Source organism: Marinomonas pontica (assembly GCF_036322735.1).
GTDB lineage: Bacteria > Pseudomonadota > Gammaproteobacteria > Pseudomonadales > Marinomonadaceae > Marinomonas > Marinomonas pontica.
Genome location: NZ_AP027271.1, coordinates 198,917 through 217,800, shown reverse-complemented (window position 1 = coordinate 217,800; position 18,884 = coordinate 198,917). Strand labels below are relative to the sequence as shown.

The window sequence follows — 18,884 nt, the reverse complement described above, 5'->3', positions numbered from 1 at the left end:
GTGGCCTCTTTTAAATGCTAGAATCCGCCCTATTCCGATTAGGTATTACTTTAAAGGCACGCTATGACCGTTCTTCTGATGACCCCTCCCATGACGCAACTGAATACGCCCTATCCTGCGACGGCGTATCTGACAGGCTTTTTGCGCTCTCGGGGCTATGAGGCGGTGCAGCGCGATCCGGCCATTGAATTGTTTCTTGAAATGATGACCGCGCCCGCGTTGAACATTATTCGCCAGCATGTGGAAGACAATTTCGAGTCTTTCGAAGACGATGAATTACCCGATGTGATATACACATTTTTGGCGGAGTTCGACCGATATCGCCTCGCGGTAGAACCTGCCATTCGCTTTTTGCAAGGCAAAGACCTCAGTCTTGCATTGCGTATTATTTCTCGCCGCTTTTTACCAGAAGGCCCTGCGTTTGACGCCATTGCACAAATGGAAGCCGTGTCTGGCGATGTGCTAAAAAGCGCGTTCGGCAATTTAGGTGTTCAAGACAAAGCCAAGTATTTGGCGACCTTGTTTATCAACGATTTGTCCGCGGTCATTACCCAAGGCGTCGATCCGTATTTTGAAGTCAGCCGTTACGGTGAACGTCTGGCAGCGGCAAACCCTAGCTTCGACAACTTGTACGACACCCTAATGGGCGAGCCCAGTTTTAGTTCTGAAATTCTCGAACAATTGGTCGAACAATATCTGGAAGAAGCCCAACCCAGTGTGGTCGCTTTAACCGTGCCCTTCCCAGGCAACATGCTCGGCGCGTTGCGTATCGCGCAAACCTGCAAAGCCATTAACCCCGATCTTCCTGTGGTGATGGGCGGCGGTTTTGTAAATACCGAACTGCGTGCGCTGAAAGATCCTCGCGTGTTTGAATTTGTCGACTTTATCTGTCTCGATGATGGCGAACGCCCGTTTATGACCTTGCTGGAATTTTTTGACGGCAAGCGTGAAATCGACGAGTTAGTGCGTACTTACTTCCTTGCAGAAGACGACAAGGGTGAGCCCTACGTTCACTACAATGAAAACGCCGACTTGCACGATATTCCGCAAACCGATGTGGGCACGCCAATTTACGATGGTTTGCCATTAACGGAATATTTGTCCTTGTGCGAAATGCTTAACCCCATGCACCGTATTTGGAGCGATGGCCGCTGGAACAAGCTGACCATTGCCCACGGTTGTTACTGGCGCAAGTGCAGTTTTTGCGATGTCACATTGGATTACATCGACCGTTACGACGCTGCGGGTGCCGACATTTTGGTGGATCGGATTGAAGAGTTGATCGAAGAAACCGGACAAACCGGCTTCCATTTTGTCGATGAAGCCGCACCGCCCAAAGCCCTGTTCGCCTTAGCAAGACGTTTGATCGAGCGGGGCGTGGTCATCAGTTGGTGGGGCAATATCCGTTTCGAAAAAACCTTCACGCCCGAGCGCTGTCAATTATTGGCGGATTCAGGGTGTATCGCGGTGAGCGGTGGTCTGGAAGTCGCGTCCGATCGATTGCTAAAACTGATGAAAAAAGGTGTCAGCGTCGAGCAAGTCGCTCGCGTAACCAAAGGCTTTAGCGACGCCGGCATTTTAGTACACGCTTATTTGATGTACGGTTTTCCAACGCAAACGGAACAAGAATCCATCGACGCTTTAGACATGGTGCGTCAAATGATGGAGCATGGCTGTTTCCAATCGGCTTATTGGCACCGCTTTGCCGCCACGGCTCACAGTCCGATTGGCATTCACCCTGAAGAATACGGCATTACGCTGGCCGAGCGCCCAGAGATATTGTTCGCAGAAAACGATGTGGATTTCACCGACCCAACCGGAACCGACCACGACATGATCGGCGAAGGTCTGCGCAAAGCACTCTACAACTACATGCACGGCATTGGTTTTGATCAACCTATGCACTTTTGGTTCGATAAACCCGTGACGCGCACCTTAGTGAAAAAAGACCTGATTTCCAGAGCGATAAACGACCTGATTACAAGCGACTAACAAAACTCAAACAGATTAATCCAGATAAAACCGTCTATTTTTTGTGCAATACTAATACAGTTAAAGAAACATGACGGCCTTGAGGTGCGGTTTGCTATTCCGAAACACGCACGCCATTTACCTGATCATAATCACGATCTTTATCACTTTAAATGGTTCTGCATTTGCCTCGGAAAATCATTTTCCAAGAGTAAGTGTTACGAACCAATCCGACGTGGATCTCTATATTCGTGTAAACGGAGTTGAAAAGGTCATCTAGGGCAGTCGTTACTCCTAACCTTACAGGCTTCTCACTTTTCCCTGTCTTTATTTTATAAGGCGGTGTGTTACTCTGATTACTCGATAGCTGGATGCTAGGAGAGTTGAATTGTTTAAACCAAGCTATTTTTTATTGGTCGCAGCGGTTTTTGTTTTGTTGGTGATTAAGACCAGCAATGTGTATTTTCAGTTCGCGTGGGCATGGTTCGCCCTGTCTTTTTTCACCGTCAGTCTTGCCTACCTTCTTAATAAACCGACTATTTTTCGCAAACGTTCCGACGGTACCGTGCCCGTTTATATTCGTTGGGTATTTATGCCGTTTTTGTGGAGCACCCAGCTTTATAACAGCTGGGCAAGAAGCACGGATTCGGTACCGGCATTGCAAAAAATAGACGATGGTCTGTTCTTGGCACGACGCTTATTTCCTTCTGATATACATGAAATAAAAAGCGAGAACATCAGCGCCGTTTTAGACGTGACCGCTGAATTTAGCTCTTTAAATTGGGTGTCATACCAAGCCGATGTGGACTACTTGAACATTCCGATTCTGGATCATTCGGTGCCTTCGGATACGCAAATTCAGCGCGCTCTAAACTGGATCCACACTCACCGCAAAACCGGACGCTCCGTGGTTATTCATTGTGCTTTAGGTCGTGGCCGATCCGCCTTTATGATGGCGGCGTATTTATTGAGCCAAAACCCAAAATCCACACCGCGCGAGGTGATGGAAAAAATACGAGAAATTCGCCAAACCGTACGTTTAAATGAGCGCCAATTTAGGTATTTAAAACGAGCGTTAGAAAACAAGCTGTTGGTGGTACACAACTCGGCTTGGTTGATCGCTAATCCAGTGTCTGGCACCCGCCAATGGGAAGAACAAAAAGACGTAATTCTGCGTTATTTATCGGCCTATTTTGATGTCACCGTCAAAACCACCACTCCTGATATTAGCGGTACGGATCTTGCCAAAGAAGCCGTCAAAGCCTCACCCGATATGATCATTGCCTGTGGCGGTGACGGCACAGTAACCGAGGTGGCCGCGGCTATGGTGGGCACTCATATTAAGCTAGGCATTATTCCATTTGGCACCGCCAATGCGTTAAGTCATGTGCTGTGCGGCACCATGTCAAAAGTGGCACCAATAGAAAGCATTTGTTTAAACCTGATTGACGGTTGCGAACAACGCATCGACACCGCGACCTGCAACGACGAGTTAATGCTGTTGCTCGCCGGCGTCGGCTTCGAACAACAAATGATAGAAAAAGCCGATCGCAGCAAAAAGAACACCAGTGGCCAGCTCGCTTATTTGAAAGGCTTATGGGAAGCCATCGGACAAAACGAAGTGTATGAATTTACGATTCAATTAAACGACGATGAGCCTTTTACCATCACCACACCAAGCCTAACCATTGCCAATGCGGCCCCCATCACGACCTTATTGGCTCAAGGCAAAGGCGTACCCGATATTATGGATGGTGAGTTGGATTTGACGTGGTTAGACCCAGAGCGCATGCAAATATTGAACTTGGCAGAATTGGCTATGCTTGGGTTGGGCGACCAAAATGAAAACAGCGACTTATCAAAAGACAACAATAGCCCAGAAAGCAACAACGGTATTTTTCATCGTTCGGCACAGCGTGTGACGGTGGATATCAGCCAAGTCGGCCATTATGTGGTAGACGGTGAAGTGCGTGAAGCGAAGACACTCGAAGTGGTCGTGAGACCTAAGTCATTGAGTGTCATTGTTCCTGAATCAACGCTAAGCTAAGCAAGCCATGACGTCATAACGAATCATTCAATGAGGGTTTGCGTTTGCTGGCTTTGTGTTGGTACATCCGTTTGTCGGCCGTGGCAAGACAGTCAATCGGACTCTTGCCCGTGTGTTTATGAGCAATGCCATAGCTGATACCTGCCGTTGGCCAATGCTTTCTCAACGCCACTTCCGTGTCTAAAATTCGTTGCTCAAGCTCAGAGGCCAACGTGTCGTTTGACACGTCATCCCCTCCGATCAACCACACAAATTCGTCTCCGCCAGAGCGGAAAACCTGATCTGCCGCCGGAGCGTGTCGCCGCATTAGATCGGCGGCATCCATTAAAAATTGGTCGCCAGCTTTGTGACCTTGTCCATCATTAATCTGTTTTACGCCATCAAAATCAATGAACACCATACAATAATCCTTGCCCACACTCTCTAGCGCTTCATTCAAAGCGAAGCGATTACCGACTTGCGTCAGCGGATCAATGCGCGCCTCAAACATCACCTTGAGATATTCTCTTTGTTTGAGCTGCAACCACTCAGACAACGACAGCATGATACAAATACAATCCAGCGCTAATGCCGCAAGTACAACCAATTCAGGGTAAAGCAAGTGCGCAAAGACATTCCCATGGGAAGCCACGTAATACATCAGTGACATACTGTAGAGAAGGTTACCAACAAGATAATACTTGGCGCGAAAGTCTTGCTTAGACAGCATGGTAATGCCGATATAAAGGCTCAGCGGCACCCACACCATGGCGATAATATGAGAGACATAAAAAGTCGTTTGAAAAGGCACAAAAGCGAGAATCACACCCAATACAAAAGAGGCCGTGGCAAAGTATTGGAGCGCCTTGCCTAATTTTCGCTCACTCAATAATGGCGAAAATAACCCTTTTGAAAACATGGCCGCGCACGCAATGGCGAAGGGAAATATATACATGCCACCGTACGTCAGGTTGACCGGAATCGAAGGAACCAAATCATTTACCAAGCCAGACGCCACCGCCCAACCCACACCATGAAGACCCACATAGCCCGCGCACCAAAAAGGCAGCCCTAGCCGAACCCTCAAAGAAATCACTAACGCAATAATAGCCAATGTCAGCATGACCACAACCGCGCTAATGGTGACCGCATTAATCACCGATTTGTAATGATAAAACTCGGACTGTGTGTCAAAAGACAATGGCACAGGGGTTGGGTAATGCTGAGCTGAGATCACAATCCACAATCGACCCGAGGCATTGGCAGGCAAATTCAGAGGAAATGTTTGAGCATGTAAAAGGCTGGGGATGCTCTGACCTCTTTGCTGAGAAAAGTCCGCTATTTTTTTGGCGACGCCTTGATCCGGCTGCCAGTAAGCGACCCCTTGATCCATGAAATTGGTGTTTGGAATGACAAACCACGTTCTGGCTTCTTGGTTGGTCAGCGGTATTGACGCAACAAAACGCCCTGAGCGACCCAGAATGGAGCCCGTCATAAGCTCGGCCTGATCTAGGGAAGGTGTCCAGTCAGACGCGAAGTCAGACGAAACATTCGACAAGCGATACCATAAGCCAGCGTCCGTCAATTTCACCGACTGGTTCGATAGTTGAAGTGGCATTTGTGCGTGCACACCCCATGCGCCTGCGCTAAGGAAGGCAATGAAACACCACCGAAAAACCACTGCCAATAACGCCATAATGTCTCTTCGTAGCCGATGAAAAAGGGGCCCGACGCTTTATATTCACGCGTTAAAACAACGACACAGCGTCAATGCCACCCTTCCATAGTAAGAAACCTCAAGAAAGAAACAACCATAAAATGGTACACATTATGTATCTTTGAGCATAATTTCACTTAACTCCACATCAATTTTATGAGCAATCAGTCCATCTACCCCCAAGGGCATATAGCGTTTAAGCGCCCATCTTTTTATCTTTTAGCGTTGCGTTGTCTATACTGAAAATCAACGCACCGTATTCACTTGCTGAATCCATACCGATTGACTCACCGATAGAAGGCACCAAATGTCGAATCTTAGTATCAGAGTAAAGCTTGTTTGTCTCGTTGGCTTTTTTGCCGTGTGTTTAGTTGGCATCATGATCTGGGCATCCACCCAATCCATTCGCTCAATTAACGAATTCGCCTCGGATGAATTGAATCAAGTCCAAAAAGATCAAGCTGAAACGCTGCTCAAATCCACCGCCAGCGAAGCACAAACCAAGGTGCGGGTGTTTTTAGGCGCTACCGCTTCGACAGTAACCAATTTTGCGTCGCTGCTCACGCAAACGGCCAAGGGCAACGATGGCGAGAGCTTCAGCCGTGAACGCGTTCATGCGATGACAAAGGGCTTTTTAAAAAGCACGCCGACCATGAGCGCGCTTTATGCGCAATTTGAAAAAAACGGCTACGACCAGCTAGACAACAGCGCACCTAAAAACACTCTGACGACATCGGACGTGGGCACTCTGGATGTGTATTGGGTGAAAGAAGACGGTGAGTTTGCCTCCTACGAAACCGAATCAGCGGAAAAATACGGCACTGAAAAAGACGACAACGGCATTCGTGAATCTGAGTGGTACTTATGCTCTCTCGAAACCGCCAAAGCGTGCTTGCTTGACCCCTACCTGTACGAAATATCGGAAGGCAACAGCGTACTGATGACCAGTTACACTGAGCCGGTCTTAGTCAACCAAACCTCCGTCGGCTTGGTCGGTGCGGATGTCAACTTACCTAAAATCCAAACCGAAGTCACATCGCTAGCGCAAACCCTGTTTGATGGCCAAGGGCAAATCACCATAGTGAGTCAGCGAGGCATTGTAGTGGGTTCTAGCGCCTTCCCCAAAGCCGTGGGCAGCAATATAAAAGACACCCAACTGTCCGGTGTGGATCTGACAAAGAAAGGCTTAATTGAAGGTCAGCAAGAATGGTCATTCACCAGTGACTTTGCCATCGGCAACGCCACACAAAATTGGACAGTCTACTTATCGGTTCCTACCCGTGTTTTATTGGCGCCTTCCATTGCGTTGAACGCTGGGCTAAGTACCAAAACCGATCAATCGGTTACCGTTCTACTTAGCTTAGCGTTGGCCTTGGTGGTCATCGGGCTGGGTATTATTTATGTCATTGTCCGCTCGGTAACGGCACCGTTGAGCGACATTGCATTACGCATGAAAGAACTGGCATCAGAAGAGGGAGATTTAACCCAACGCTTAGGACAGCAAAAACATTTCGAATTGGTGCAACTGGCCGATGGATTTAATTTGTTTGCGGAAAAACTGCAAAAAATGATCCTGCAACTCAATGAACAGCGCCATGTTGTCGCACACTCTAATGAACGTTTTGTGGAGACTACGGCGCAGGTCGACTCCTCCATTTCCTCGCAAACCGATCAAATTCAGTCTGTCGTAACGGCCGTAACGGAAATGTCAAGCTCTGCCTTTGACGTGGCGAACTTGGCGCAAGAAAACGGCAACGCCACCAATGAAATGAGCGGCTACTTGAAAGAGTCGTTCGACTTGGTGCAACACAACCGAGGTCAAGTGGAAAGCCTAGCGTCTGAGCTGAATCAAGCCAGCGCGCAAGTGGCCAAAGTGTCAGAGCGCAGCGATGCCATTTACGGTATTTTAGACACTATCCGCGCGATTGCCGAACAAACCAATCTCTTGGCACTGAACGCCGCCATCGAGGCCGCCCGAGCAGGCGAGCAAGGTCGAGGCTTTGCCGTTGTCGCCGACGAAGTTCGTAATTTGGCCGCGCGCACACAAGACTCCACCGAAGAAGTCGACACACTGATTAAAGCCCTGCAAGAGGATGTCAGTTCCGCTGTGAGTTTAATCAATAACAGCCAATCCAACGTCAGCGACACCGTCACCGCCGCCAACAACAGCGCAGAAAAACTCGGCTTTGTGAACGACCGAGTGGTGACCATTTCAGAAAACTCCTCGCAAGTCGCCTCCGCTGCCACAGAACAGTCCAATGTGGCCGAAGAGATCAACCGCAACCTTGTCATCATCAGTGATGCCGCGCAAGCCTTACGAGACGTGGTGTCGGGTTTGTCGTCCAACCACAAAGACAACGTGGAAGCCGTTAATCAATTAACCGCCATTCTGTCGAAGCTAAAGGTGTAAACCCTGCCAATTAGATTAGAATAGCCATTCAGACGCACAACTCTATAACAAAAAAAGCAGGTTGAACTTCAACCAAGCGGAGTCGGAATCGGAATGCCATTAAAAAAATTAGAAAAACTGACACAGGCGGCCAACACCTACAAAACCATTTTAAATGCGATGGAAGAGTGGGTAGTGATTGTCGACCACCAGGCCAAAATCTTTTTTATTAACCGACCTTACGCGCGTTTTCTTGGTGTCAAAGCCGAAGACGTCATCGGTAAAAAAGTCACCGATGTGATCGAAAACACACGCATGCACATCACGGTACAAACTGGCCAAGCAGAACGTTTGTCGTTCCAAAAGATTTTAGGCAGCAACATGATCGCCAATCGCTTTCCCATCATTGAGCAAGGCGATGTTATTGGCGCGGTTGGCACCGTTATCTTCCACGACACCCACGAATGGAAACAGATCAACAGCCACATCAAAGCCCTCTTAGCCGAACACGATTTCCACCGTCAGAAAAGTCTCACTGCCGACAAGACAGAAACCGGTGCCAATTTTCACCTTAACGACATCATTGGCGACAGTCAGGTAATGAAGTCCCTCAGTGCCAAAGTCACCCAAGTGGCGTCAGGCGATGTGACAGTGTTGATTCGTGGTGAATCCGGCACTGGCAAGGAATTGTACGCCCACGCCATCCATCAACTTTCGGATCGCGCCGAATTCCCCTTTATTAAAGTCAATTGCGCGGCCATTCCCGAAAACTTGCTCGAAAGTGAATTGTTTGGCTACGAAGAAGGCGCATTTACCGGTGCGAAAAAAGGCGGCAAAGCCGGTAAATTCCAACTCGCCAATGGCGGCACCTTATTTCTTGATGAAATTGGTGATTTGCCGTTGTTAATGCAGGCCAAGTTATTGCGCGTACTGCAAGACCGAGAGGTCGAATCGGTTGGCGGCACGCGTTCTACACCGCTCAATATCCGTCTCATTACCGCCACGCATCGGCCATTAGAAAGCCTAATTGAAAGCGGCGATTTCCGAGAAGACTTGTATTATCGCATCAACGTGGTCGCCATCGATTTACCACCGTTAAGAGAACGTCGTGACGACATTGCCAAACTGGCGGATTTTTTCCTGCAGAAGCTCTCTCGAAGAACAGGACGACGCGCACCTAAGCTGACCGTACAAGCCTTAACCGCTATGCTGGCGTACAACTGGCCGGGCAATATCCGTGAATTGGAAAACGTCATGGAAGCGGCATTTTATACCAGCCACGATCGGAAGATTCCGCTGTCTCTTTTGCCCCCTCAGCTCGCTCAGAATGGCGCCGACCTTCAAGACAATGCCATGCTGCCAAACTTGGTTCAGCCAAACGCCAGCAGCTTAAAAGAACAGCTCAACCAAGCAGAACGCAACATCATTAAAGCCGTGCTCATCGAGTGTGGAGACAATCGAACCAAAGCCGCCAAACAACTCGGCATCAGCAAATCCACGCTGTACGAAAAGCTCGATAAACATGGCATCAGCTGATCACCGCCATCTAAACTTCATAAAAAACCGCCCTAACCGTCCGATCATTCGGACTCAGTCTTGTTTATCGGACGGTTTCTTGCGCGTAAAAGCGTATTTTGGCGAATCAATCGTCCGGTTTTCCGGAGTATGGTTGTCATAACGTTGAGAGTCTGTGTAAAAATAAATATAAGCCACTGAAAATTAAGGCTTTTTTATTTGTGGCATCTTTCTTGATTTAGCCAATTCCAGCACCACAGCACACCATGCTTTGTCAGGAACACACAGCGCTATGGCGTGTAACCGCACACACAATAAAAATAATAGGATTAAAAACAATGAAAAATGCTTTGATAACAGCAACTTGTTTAACAACATTAAGCTTCGCGATGCCGTCTTACGCCGACTTCGATAAAGTCCGTTGGCAAGTCCCAATGGCTTTCTCATCGTCCTTAACGGCGTTGGGCGATGCCATGCCTGAAGTCTCCAAAATGTTGAGTGAATCCAGTGGTAAAAAAGTAAATCTGCAAGTATTTGAACCCGGCACACTGATTCCGCCACTTAGTATTTTTGATAATGTCAGCGCTGGCAACGTGTCTGCAGGATATTCATGGATGGGCTACGAATGGGGACAAATTCCTGCGGCGGCACTGTTTGGCGCGACACCATTCGGTCTAGAATCCAACGAATTTACCGCGTGGATGTACTATCACGACGGCGATAAAATGCTCAAGGAGCTGTTCAAACCTTACGATGTCTACCCAATTTTGTGTGGCACAATCAGCCCAGAAGCGGCTGGTTGGTTCCGCAAAGAGATCAATACCGTTGACGACCTAAACGGCCTTAAATTCCGCGCAGCGGGTCTTGGCGGTGAAATCATGTCTGAATTCGGTATGTCAATTAACGTCTTCCCAGGCGGCGAACTGTACCAAGCTCTGGAAACGGGCGTGCTTGATGGCACCGAGTTTTCGATCCCAACCGTGGATGAGCAGCTTGGCTTCTATCAAGTCGCTAAACATTATTACTTACCGGGCTGGCACCAACCGTCCACGAACCAATTCCTTTACATCAACCTAAAAGATTGGAACAAGCTAAACAAGCAAACTCAGTCCTTGATCGAAAATACCTGTGTGGCGGCCAATACCATGTCCTTGGCGAAATCCGAAGCGTTGCAAGGCGGAGTATTAGAGAAGTTCAAGGAAAAAGGCGTTCAGCTTCACCAGTATTCTCCCGAGATTTTAAGCGCGTTTGAAAAAGCCACTGACAAAGTTATGGCGCGTCATTCGGCTGAAAATCCAGAGTTCGCGAAGATTTACGCTTCCATGAAAGCCTTCCAAAAAGAACACAGCACTTGGAAGAAATTCGGATACTTGCCACGTGATTGGGGCACAAAATAACTCTATTTGAACCCCATTAGAGTGAGTCGGCATCATACGATGCCGACGTTTTTCACTGGATGCACACCATCCGGAATCAAAGGAGAGGCAAATGTCCGATCAATCAACAGAATTGAATTTGGCTGAAATCGAGGCGAGATTATCGCATTCCAATATCGCCGCATTACCACACACTAAAGTGTCGCACTTTTTGGAATCTTGCATTGAGAAAATGGGGCAATTCGTGTCTTGGATTTGGCTGTTTCTCATGCTCTTGATCGTTGGCAATGCGTTGATGCGCTATTTCTTCAACACCACGTTTGTGGCATTAGAAGAATTACAATGGCATCTCTACGCCGTGGGTTTCATGCTGGGGTTGTCTTATTGTTTTATTCACGATGGTCACGTCCGAGTGGATGCGTTGGCCGAACATTGGTCCATGAAACGACGTGTGTGGATCGAAGTCTTTGGCATTAGCCTATTACTGTTACCTTTTTGTTTTGTGATGTTTAACTATGCCCTTCCCTTCGTTGAACGCTCCTACCGTCTTAATGAGGTTTCACTGTCTTTTGATGGTTTGCCTATGCGTTGGGTCCTGAAGTCATTCATTTTAATTGCACTGGCGTTATTGATCATGGCCGCCGTTTCTCGCTGGCTGCGCTGTGTCGCCTTTTTAAACGGCGCGTCAACCAGTCGCCCTTCACACGACTAGTCATTAGGGGAAGTTTGTGTTCGAAACATACGAATTCTTGGTCATTGCCATGCTTGGCAGTTTCATTTTATTGATTTTTTCTGGCTTTCCTGTCGCATGGATCTTGGCCGGATTGGCGATTATTTTCAGTGTCATTGGTGTAACAACGTCGCAGTATTTGGACTGGGACACCTATTACATGAATGACTGGCGGATTTACGGCACCATTATCCAGCGTATTTTTGCTCAAATGAGCAACTGGGTGCTTGTGGCGCTGCCGATGTTTATTTTCATGGGATTAATGCTGGAGCGTTCTGGCGTGGCCGAACGCCTGATGGTCAATTTTGTGAACTTATTCGGCCGTTTCCGTGGCGGGCTCGGTGTTGCGGTGATCTTGATCGGTATTTTATTTGCCGCTTCAACAGGCATTGTTGGTGCGTCTGTCGTGTTATTGGCGATGTTGTCTATGCCCGTAATGCTGGAGCAAAAGTACTCACCATCGTTTGCCAGCGGCATTGTGGCCTCGTCTGGCACCTTGGGAATTTTGATTCCGCCTAGCATCATGCTGATTATCATGGCGGATCAGCTGTCTTTGTCGGTTGGTAACTTATTCATGGGGGCGCTGATTCCCGGTTTGTTGCTTGGCGGCCTTTATATTGTCTACGTCATTCTGTCGGCCATTTTTAACCCGAAAGTCTGTCAACCACCGCAGAATTTGCCACCCGTTACCATGGGGTTAATTTGGGACACGCTGAAAGCGATTTTTCCGCCGCTGGCGCTGATTTTATCGGTGTTGGGCTCCATTTTCATGGGCATAGTGTCACCAACCGAAGCCGCAGGAGTGGGTGCGTTTGGCGCCACCTTGTTGGCCATCATCAATAAACGCTTCAACATGAAAATGCTCGCTGAAGTGTGCCGCAAAACCACCATTACGACATCGTTTGTGTTTGGCATTTTTTTGGGTGCTACGGCCTTTGCGGTGGTGCTAAGAACCCTAGGCGGTGATGAGTTCATCAGTGACCTATTGCAAAGCATCCCACTGTCGCCAACGGGCATCATTGTGGTGATTTTGTTGATCGCCTTTGTCGCGGGTTTCTTTTTGGATTGGTTGGAAATCAGTTTGATTTTGCTGCCTTTGGTTGGGCCGGTTGTGGTCGCGTTGGATTTCAATTTGGTGTGGTTTGTGGTGCTTTTTGCTTTGGCACTGCAAACCTCTTTTTTAACGCCTCCTGTCGGTTTTTCTCTGTTTTATTTAAAAGGTGTCGCGCCGCCAAGCGTCACCACACTGCACATTTATAAGGGCATCATTCCTTTCGTTTTGTTGCAGTTACTGGCGGTATTTCTGGTGTTCATTTTTCCAGATCTCGTACTTTGGTTGCCAAAAGTCATTTACGGCTAACCCTTTTGATTACCCGTTTGGAGAATAACCATGACACATAAAACGGTATTGATTACAGGCGCGGCCAGCGGTATCGGCTTGGAAATTGCCCACGCGTTTCTTAAAGCCGAGATGAACGTCGCCATTTTGGACTTCAGCCAAAGCGCCATAGACGCGGCAACCGTTCAACTCGCGGCATTCCATCAGCATTGTGCGTTTTTTGCGTGTGATGTGACCAACGAAACGCAGTTTATGGGGGCCATCGATGACGCCGTTGCGCAGTTTGGCGGCATCGATATTTTGATCAACAATGCCGGAGTGCAGTACATTGCGCCGATAGAGGAGTTCCCTTCGGACACGTATCGGCGTTTGCTCGACATTATGTTGATTGCGCCTTTTTTGGCGATAAAAAAAGTGCTGCCGCTGATGAAGGAAGCCGGTGAAGGCCGCATTATCAACATGGCATCGATCAATGGTTTAATCGGCTTTGCAGGCAAAGCGGGCTATAACTCGGCCAAACATGGTGTGATTGGCCTAACCAAGGTCGCCGCGCTGGAAGCCGCGCCATTTGGCGTGACAGTGAATGCGCTTTGCCCGGGTTATGTGGACACGCCGCTGGTGCGCAATCAATTAGAAGACCTCGCCAGAACGCGAAACGTCTCTCTCGACAAAGTCTTAGACGAAGTCATTTGGCCACTGGTTCCGCAAAAGCGCCTGCTTAGCGTTGAAGAGATTTCAGACTATTGCTTGTTTCTCACCAGCCCATCGGCAAAAGGTGTCACCGGCCAAGCCATCGTGATTGATGGGGGGTATACCGCGCAGTAAATGTGAGTTGACCAACTTCAAAGCACCCCAAAAAAAAAGCGCTTACCACCAAGGTAAGCGCTTTTTACTATTATGAACTTAGAGTAAACGTGAAGGCTGTCTACGCCTGATTTTGCTCTAAATGCATTTCAGACTGATTACCCGCATCAGGGTCATTGTAGACACGTTCGTCTAACTGGCCTTCGCTCTTAGCAACCACGGTAGACACCATTGCATCGCCAGACACGTTAACCGCCGTTCGGATCATGTCTAACAAGCGATCCACACCCAGAATCAAACCAATACCTTCGATTGGCAAACCCACTTGTGAGAACACCATCGACAGCATGATCAAACCAACACCGGGCACGCCTGCCGTACCAATCGATGCCAATACAGACATCAATATCACGGTTAGGTAGCCCATCATGCCAAGTTCTACGTTGTAGATATTGGCAATAAAGACCGTCGCCACACCTTGCATGATGGCGGTGCCATCCATGTTGATGGTCGCACCAAACGGCACAGTAAAAGACGCCACTGAGTTTTTCACGCCCAGACGTTTTGTTACCGCGCGCAAGGTCACAGGAATCGTCGCATTGGAGCTGGATGTACTAAAAGCAAACACTTGTGTGTTGCGCATTTTCTTCATGAAGGTGACAGGGCTCAAGCCGGACAAAACCTTCAAAATCACCTGCAAGGTGACAAATAAATGGAAGAGCAAGACGCCAATCAACACCAATACATAACCCAACAGCTGAGCCAGTAAATCCATTCCCAAATCCGCAATGGCTCGGGCAATAAGACAAAACACAGCGTATGGCGCTACTTCCATAATGATGGTGACCATCTTCATCATGATGTCGTTTAAGGTTTCAATGAAATCGCTCACCACAGTGGCTTTTTTACCCACCATTAAGATGCTCACACCAAACATGATCGAGAAAAAGATCACCGGCAACATGTCACCTTGCGCCATGGCACTGATCGGGTTGGAAGGAATAATATTGATCAGAACGGTCGACAGTGGTGGAGAATCTTTCCCTGCAAAATTCGCAGAGGATTCAGCATTCATTCCTTCGCCGATGCCAAAACCAGTCGCAATCACCAGCGCCGTAGCAATCGCCAACGCCGTCGTAACGAGATACAAGACAAAGGACTTAGAACCTATTCTGCCCAGTAACTTAATGTCACCAATCCCACACACACCGCACACCAGCGAGAAAAAGACCAGAGGCACGACCAACATCTTCAGTGCATTCACAAACATGCTGCCAACGACTTTAAACAAGCCATCCGTTAAGTAACTGTTTGCCCACGAACCTTCAGCGTTCAGCCCAGTAAGATTGAGGATCAGCCCGGCAATAATACCCAGCCCCATCCCAAGTAATACTTTAAACGTTGTATTCATAATACTCTCTCATTCCATTTATTATCATCGTTTAAGCAGGCAAATCATCACCGCTCGAAAATCAAAATCACGCATATTGCACGCTACGACTGCGCATCACAACCACTTTTTTGCTTAGATGGACAAGCCGACGCTACGTTAAAGCATAGATAAAAACACAAAAGCAGGGGGATTTTGTTCCGGTAGAGAGTGAAATCATGCGCCGTCTTTTAGATAGAGCAATAGGAAACTGATACAGAATAAGAGAGATGAAATAAGCGTAAAGTCAGGCTAGGAAGCAGCTTCATCGTACGTTTTTTGTGCTCGTTCAACCTGCCCTACATTTTTCTCTGCCCACACAGCAAACTGCTCAATCGTTTGGGCGAAGTCATGCCCCAAGTCCGTTAAACGATATTCCACTGTCACGGGAACCGTCGCAAAGGCCGTACGAATGACCAAACCGTCTCGCTCCAGTTGTTTAAGCTTCTGGGATAAGACTTTCTGTGAAATGCCTTCTATCTCGCGTTTGATTTGATTAAAACGAAAAGCTTTGTTTCTGAGTAACCCAAGAATGAGCAATGTCCAATGATCTGCCAGTCGATCAAAAAAAGCCCGTGCTGGACAATCTTTCGAGTAAATACTATAGGCTAAAGGGGCTTTGTCTTGATTCATGGTGGTTTCTCTTAGGTAACCTAGTCTCGAATTGGTGACTTCTTGTAGGGTTAGTTTCTAAAATATACTATCAATCGTGTTGAAACAAGACGAGGTCTCACCTCGAACGAATCAATCCCGAAATAACACTGGAGTGAATAATGAAAAAGACAGTCGTGGTTTTCTTCTCTGGATACGGACATACCAAACGCGTCGCAGAGTTTGTTGCAAAAGGGGCGAATGCAGAAAGCATCCAAATTGATGAGAATGGTGATATTACCGATGCGGATTGGGATACCTTAAACGCCGCCGATGCTGTCATTTTTGGCGCTCCAACGTATATGGGCGGCGCGCCTTGGCAATTCAAAAAATTCGCTGATGCAACGTCCAAAGCGTGGTTCACGCAAGCATGGAAAGACAAAGTGTTTGGTGGTTTTACCAACAGCGCAAGTCTAAACGGCGATAAGCAAGTCACTCTTATTTACTTACAAACATTAGCGTCTCAACATGGCGGTATCTGGGTAAGTTTAGGACTTCCACCAGCCAATGCACTGGCTTCTACCCGTAGCGACGTAAATAACTTAGGTGGTTCTGTAGGTGTTTTAGTCCAGTCTCCATCCGATGCTGGCGACGACGCTATTCCGGAAGGCGATTTAGAAACAGCACGCATTTACGGAGAACGCGTTGCCAACATTACAAGCCGCTTCAATTAATTAAGCGCTGCATTGGATTTTCAAACGGCATGGCTATCCATGCCGTTTTTCAATGCATCAGAGTGCTCCTCTAAACGTCTCGCGCATCCCACATCATCCCTAATTGGTTACTACTTTGTTCCTTTGTAAATCACCGCTTAAGGTGCTTTAATTCTCCATTATTCGTTGGCATTTCTTTATGTAAAAATGACAACGCAGACGACACATTCAAAGAGGAAACACCCATGGTTACCGCTATTATCATGCTTTCTGTTGAGAAAAAGCACATCAACCAAGTCGCTGAAAAACTGGCGTCCATCGACGGTTTATCCGAAGTGTATTCTGTCAGTGGCACATACGACATTACCGCCATTGCGCGTGTTCAAACGAATGATCAACTGTCTGAGTTAGTGACTCACCACCTAGCGCAGATTGATCACATTTTAAAAACCGAAACCATGCTGGCGTTTCGCGCGTATTCAAAACATGACTTAGAAGGCATGTTTTCCGTTGGTGTTTAACCCTTACTGTTTTGTCGGAGCATTCAATTATGAGCCATCTTCACACTGGATCTTGCCTATGTGGCGCCACCAAATTTGAGTTAGAAGGCGAGTTCAAACGGTTTTTCTTGTGTCATTGTAGCCGCTGCCGAAAAACGTCAGGCACAGCCCATTGCGCTAATCTGTTCGCACCTGGCGCGACATTGACGTGGTTGAGTGGCGAAGACAAACTGAGCTATTACCGCGTGGAAGGCACACACTTCGCGCGTACATTTTGCTCGCTGTGCGGTTCAAATATGCCAACCGACTCTAAAGAGCGAGGCCTCGTTGCTGTCCCAGCTGGTTGCTTAGACAGCGATGTAGACATTATGCCAAACGCGCATATTTTCATGGGCAGCAAAGGCAACTGGGACGATCATTTAGGCGACGTAGCCGCCTTCGATGGCATGCCAACCTAAATTGACGAAGGCAAACAAGCCTACGTAGATTCGCTTGTTTGCCTTTAACAAATCACACTATAAACCGAGATTAAAGCCCGCTTAAACGGCTTGCCGCTTCGAGTAAAGTGCTTTCTTCTTTGGCAAAGCACAGGCGGATAACGCGCTGGCCTTCAGGCGCTTGCTGATAAAACACACTCACGGGAATCGCAGCAACACCGATTTCATCCACCATCCACTCACAAAACGCCACGTCGTCAAGGTCACTGATCGCGCTGTAATCCAACAGTTGAAAATAGGTGCCATCGCACGGCAACAGTGTAAAACGACTGTCGGCCAAAGCACGTCTCAATACATCGCGCTTTTGTTGGTAAAACGCCCCTAATTCATCACTGGCGTCGGGCAAAGCAAGAAGGTGCTCAGCCAAGGCTTGCTGTAACGGTGTGGCCGTACAGAAGCTGACAAACTGGTGAACTTTGCGCAACTCCACCGTCAGCTCCGCGGGCGCGATAATGTAGCCGACTTTCCATCCTGTCAGGTGAAAGCTTTTGCCAAAGGAAGACACCACCAAACTGCGTGTTGATAACCCTGCGTGTTTGTGCACACTGACTGCAGACTCACCAAAGTGAATAAACTCATACACCTCGTCGGACAAAACATAAATATCGTGACTCGCAATGGCTTGCCATAGAGATTCTAAATCTGCCGCCTGCCAACAGCTTCCCGTTGGATTGTGTGGCGTATTGATAATAACCAATCGCGTCTGGTCAGTGAGCAAGGATGCGAACGCCTGCCAATCTGGACGGAAGTCTCGCGCGGTTAACGTTACGCGTTTACAAATGCCACCGGCCAATGTGACAGCGGGTTCATACAAGTCGTATGCGGGATCAAAAAGTACCACCTCATCGCCATCGCGGATCAAGGCGGCAATCGCATCAAAAATCGCTTCGGACGCACCACTGGTGACAGTGATTTCATCCTGCGAACTGACGATTCGGCCATAATGCCGCTCAACTAATTGCGCAATGGCGTCTCTTAACATTGGCAATCCAGTCATGGGCGAATATTGGTTATTGCCCGTTAAAATCGCCGTTGAGGCGCGCGCTAGTAATCTCGCGTCGGGAGGAAAATCCGGAAAGCCTTGCGACAAATTGATCGCGTCTTTTTCCGCCGCCAACGCCGACATTTTAGTAAAAATAGTAGTGCCGACAGACGGCAACTTGGAAACAAGAGGGGAAGCCATGGTCACGATGGAAGCGCCTTTAAAAAGTCATGATCGCTACGTTAAAAGACTTGGATATCGGCCGTCAATAATCCACCCATAAAAAAACGCCAAGGCTCAAGCCT

15 protein-coding genes are annotated in these 18,884 nt (G+C 48.0%); 11 read left to right on the top strand and 4 right to left on the bottom strand.

Going from position 1 to position 18,884, the window contains the following annotated elements:
* Positions 1-63: 63 nt before the first annotated feature.
* Entirely contained in the window at positions 64-1,992 is a 1,929-nt protein-coding gene (locus tag AABA11_RS00960; RefSeq protein WP_338264672.1) for a B12-binding domain-containing radical SAM protein, read from the top strand.
* Between the two features lie 367 nt (positions 1,993-2,359).
* Entirely contained in the window at positions 2,360-4,018 is a 1,659-nt protein-coding gene (locus AABA11_RS00955; protein WP_338264670.1) for a diacylglycerol kinase family protein, read from the top strand.
* A 13-nt stretch (positions 4,019-4,031) separates the two neighbouring features.
* On the opposite strand, the gene AABA11_RS00950 is transcribed toward AABA11_RS00955, so the two are convergent.
* Positions 4,032-5,693 carry a GGDEF domain-containing protein gene (locus AABA11_RS00950; RefSeq protein WP_265728235.1) on the bottom strand — a complete coding sequence of 554 codons (1,662 nt, stop codon included), beginning with the start codon at positions 5,691-5,693 and terminating at the stop codon, positions 4,032-4,034.
* Positions 5,694-6,021: 328 nt separating this feature from the next.
* Here AABA11_RS00950 and AABA11_RS00945 point away from each other — a divergent pair, with 328 nt between their 5' ends.
* From AABA11_RS00945 to AABA11_RS00920, 6 genes are all read left to right on the top strand, one after another.
* Positions 6,022-8,124 (top strand): methyl-accepting chemotaxis protein, encoded by a 2,103-nt coding sequence (locus tag AABA11_RS00945; RefSeq protein ID WP_265728236.1) that lies wholly within the window; start codon positions 6,022-6,024, stop codon positions 8,122-8,124.
* A 93-nt stretch (positions 8,125-8,217) separates the two neighbouring features.
* Positions 8,218-9,639 carry a sigma-54 interaction domain-containing protein gene (locus AABA11_RS00940; protein ID WP_338264667.1) on the top strand — a complete coding sequence of 474 codons (1,422 nt, stop codon included), beginning with the start codon at positions 8,218-8,220 and terminating at the stop codon, positions 9,637-9,639.
* 317 nt (positions 9,640-9,956) lie between these two features.
* The gene (locus AABA11_RS00935; protein ID WP_265728239.1) at positions 9,957-11,015 is read left to right on the top strand and encodes a TRAP transporter substrate-binding protein; all 1,059 of its coding nucleotides are present in this window, start codon (positions 9,957-9,959) and stop codon (positions 11,013-11,015) included.
* A 91-nt stretch (positions 11,016-11,106) separates the two neighbouring features.
* Positions 11,107-11,706, top strand: a complete 600-nt coding sequence (locus AABA11_RS00930; protein WP_338264664.1) for a TRAP transporter small permease subunit — start codon at positions 11,107-11,109, stop codon at positions 11,704-11,706.
* A 16-nt stretch (positions 11,707-11,722) separates the two neighbouring features.
* The gene (locus AABA11_RS00925; protein WP_265728241.1) at positions 11,723-13,084 is read left to right on the top strand and encodes a TRAP transporter large permease; all 1,362 of its coding nucleotides are present in this window, start codon (positions 11,723-11,725) and stop codon (positions 13,082-13,084) included.
* A 30-nt stretch (positions 13,085-13,114) separates the two neighbouring features.
* Positions 13,115-13,888 (top strand): 3-hydroxybutyrate dehydrogenase, encoded by a 774-nt coding sequence (locus AABA11_RS00920; protein WP_265728242.1) that lies wholly within the window; start codon positions 13,115-13,117, stop codon positions 13,886-13,888.
* A gap of 100 nt (positions 13,889-13,988) precedes the next feature.
* Here the strand turns inward: AABA11_RS00920 and AABA11_RS00915 are convergent, their stop codons facing one another.
* Positions 13,989-15,278, bottom strand: a complete 1,290-nt coding sequence (locus AABA11_RS00915; RefSeq protein ID WP_265728243.1) for a dicarboxylate/amino acid:cation symporter — start codon at positions 15,276-15,278, stop codon at positions 13,989-13,991.
* Between the two features lie 270 nt (positions 15,279-15,548).
* Positions 15,549-15,929: a winged helix-turn-helix transcriptional regulator gene (locus AABA11_RS00910; protein ID WP_338264660.1), complete on the bottom strand. Its 381-nt coding sequence runs from the start codon at positions 15,927-15,929 to the stop codon at positions 15,549-15,551.
* 140 nt (positions 15,930-16,069) lie between these two features.
* Here AABA11_RS00910 and AABA11_RS00905 point away from each other — a divergent pair, with 140 nt between their 5' ends.
* From AABA11_RS00905 to AABA11_RS00895, 3 genes are all read left to right on the top strand, one after another.
* The gene (locus AABA11_RS00905) at positions 16,070-16,621 is read left to right on the top strand and encodes a flavodoxin family protein (RefSeq protein WP_265728245.1); all 552 of its coding nucleotides are present in this window, start codon (positions 16,070-16,072) and stop codon (positions 16,619-16,621) included.
* Positions 16,622-16,845: 224 nt separating this feature from the next.
* Positions 16,846-17,121, top strand: coding sequence for an Lrp/AsnC family transcriptional regulator (locus tag AABA11_RS00900; protein ID WP_265728246.1), 276 nt, complete (start codon positions 16,846-16,848; stop codon positions 17,119-17,121).
* 29 nt (positions 17,122-17,150) lie between these two features.
* Positions 17,151-17,558: a GFA family protein gene (locus tag AABA11_RS00895; protein WP_338264657.1), complete on the top strand. Its 408-nt coding sequence runs from the start codon at positions 17,151-17,153 to the stop codon at positions 17,556-17,558.
* Positions 17,559-17,628: 70 nt separating this feature from the next.
* Here AABA11_RS00895 and AABA11_RS00890 read toward each other — a convergent pair whose 3' ends face one another.
* The gene (locus AABA11_RS00890) at positions 17,629-18,780 is read right to left on the bottom strand and encodes a methionine aminotransferase (protein ID WP_338269617.1); all 1,152 of its coding nucleotides are present in this window, start codon (positions 18,778-18,780) and stop codon (positions 17,629-17,631) included.
* Positions 18,781-18,884 lie beyond the last annotated feature (104 nt).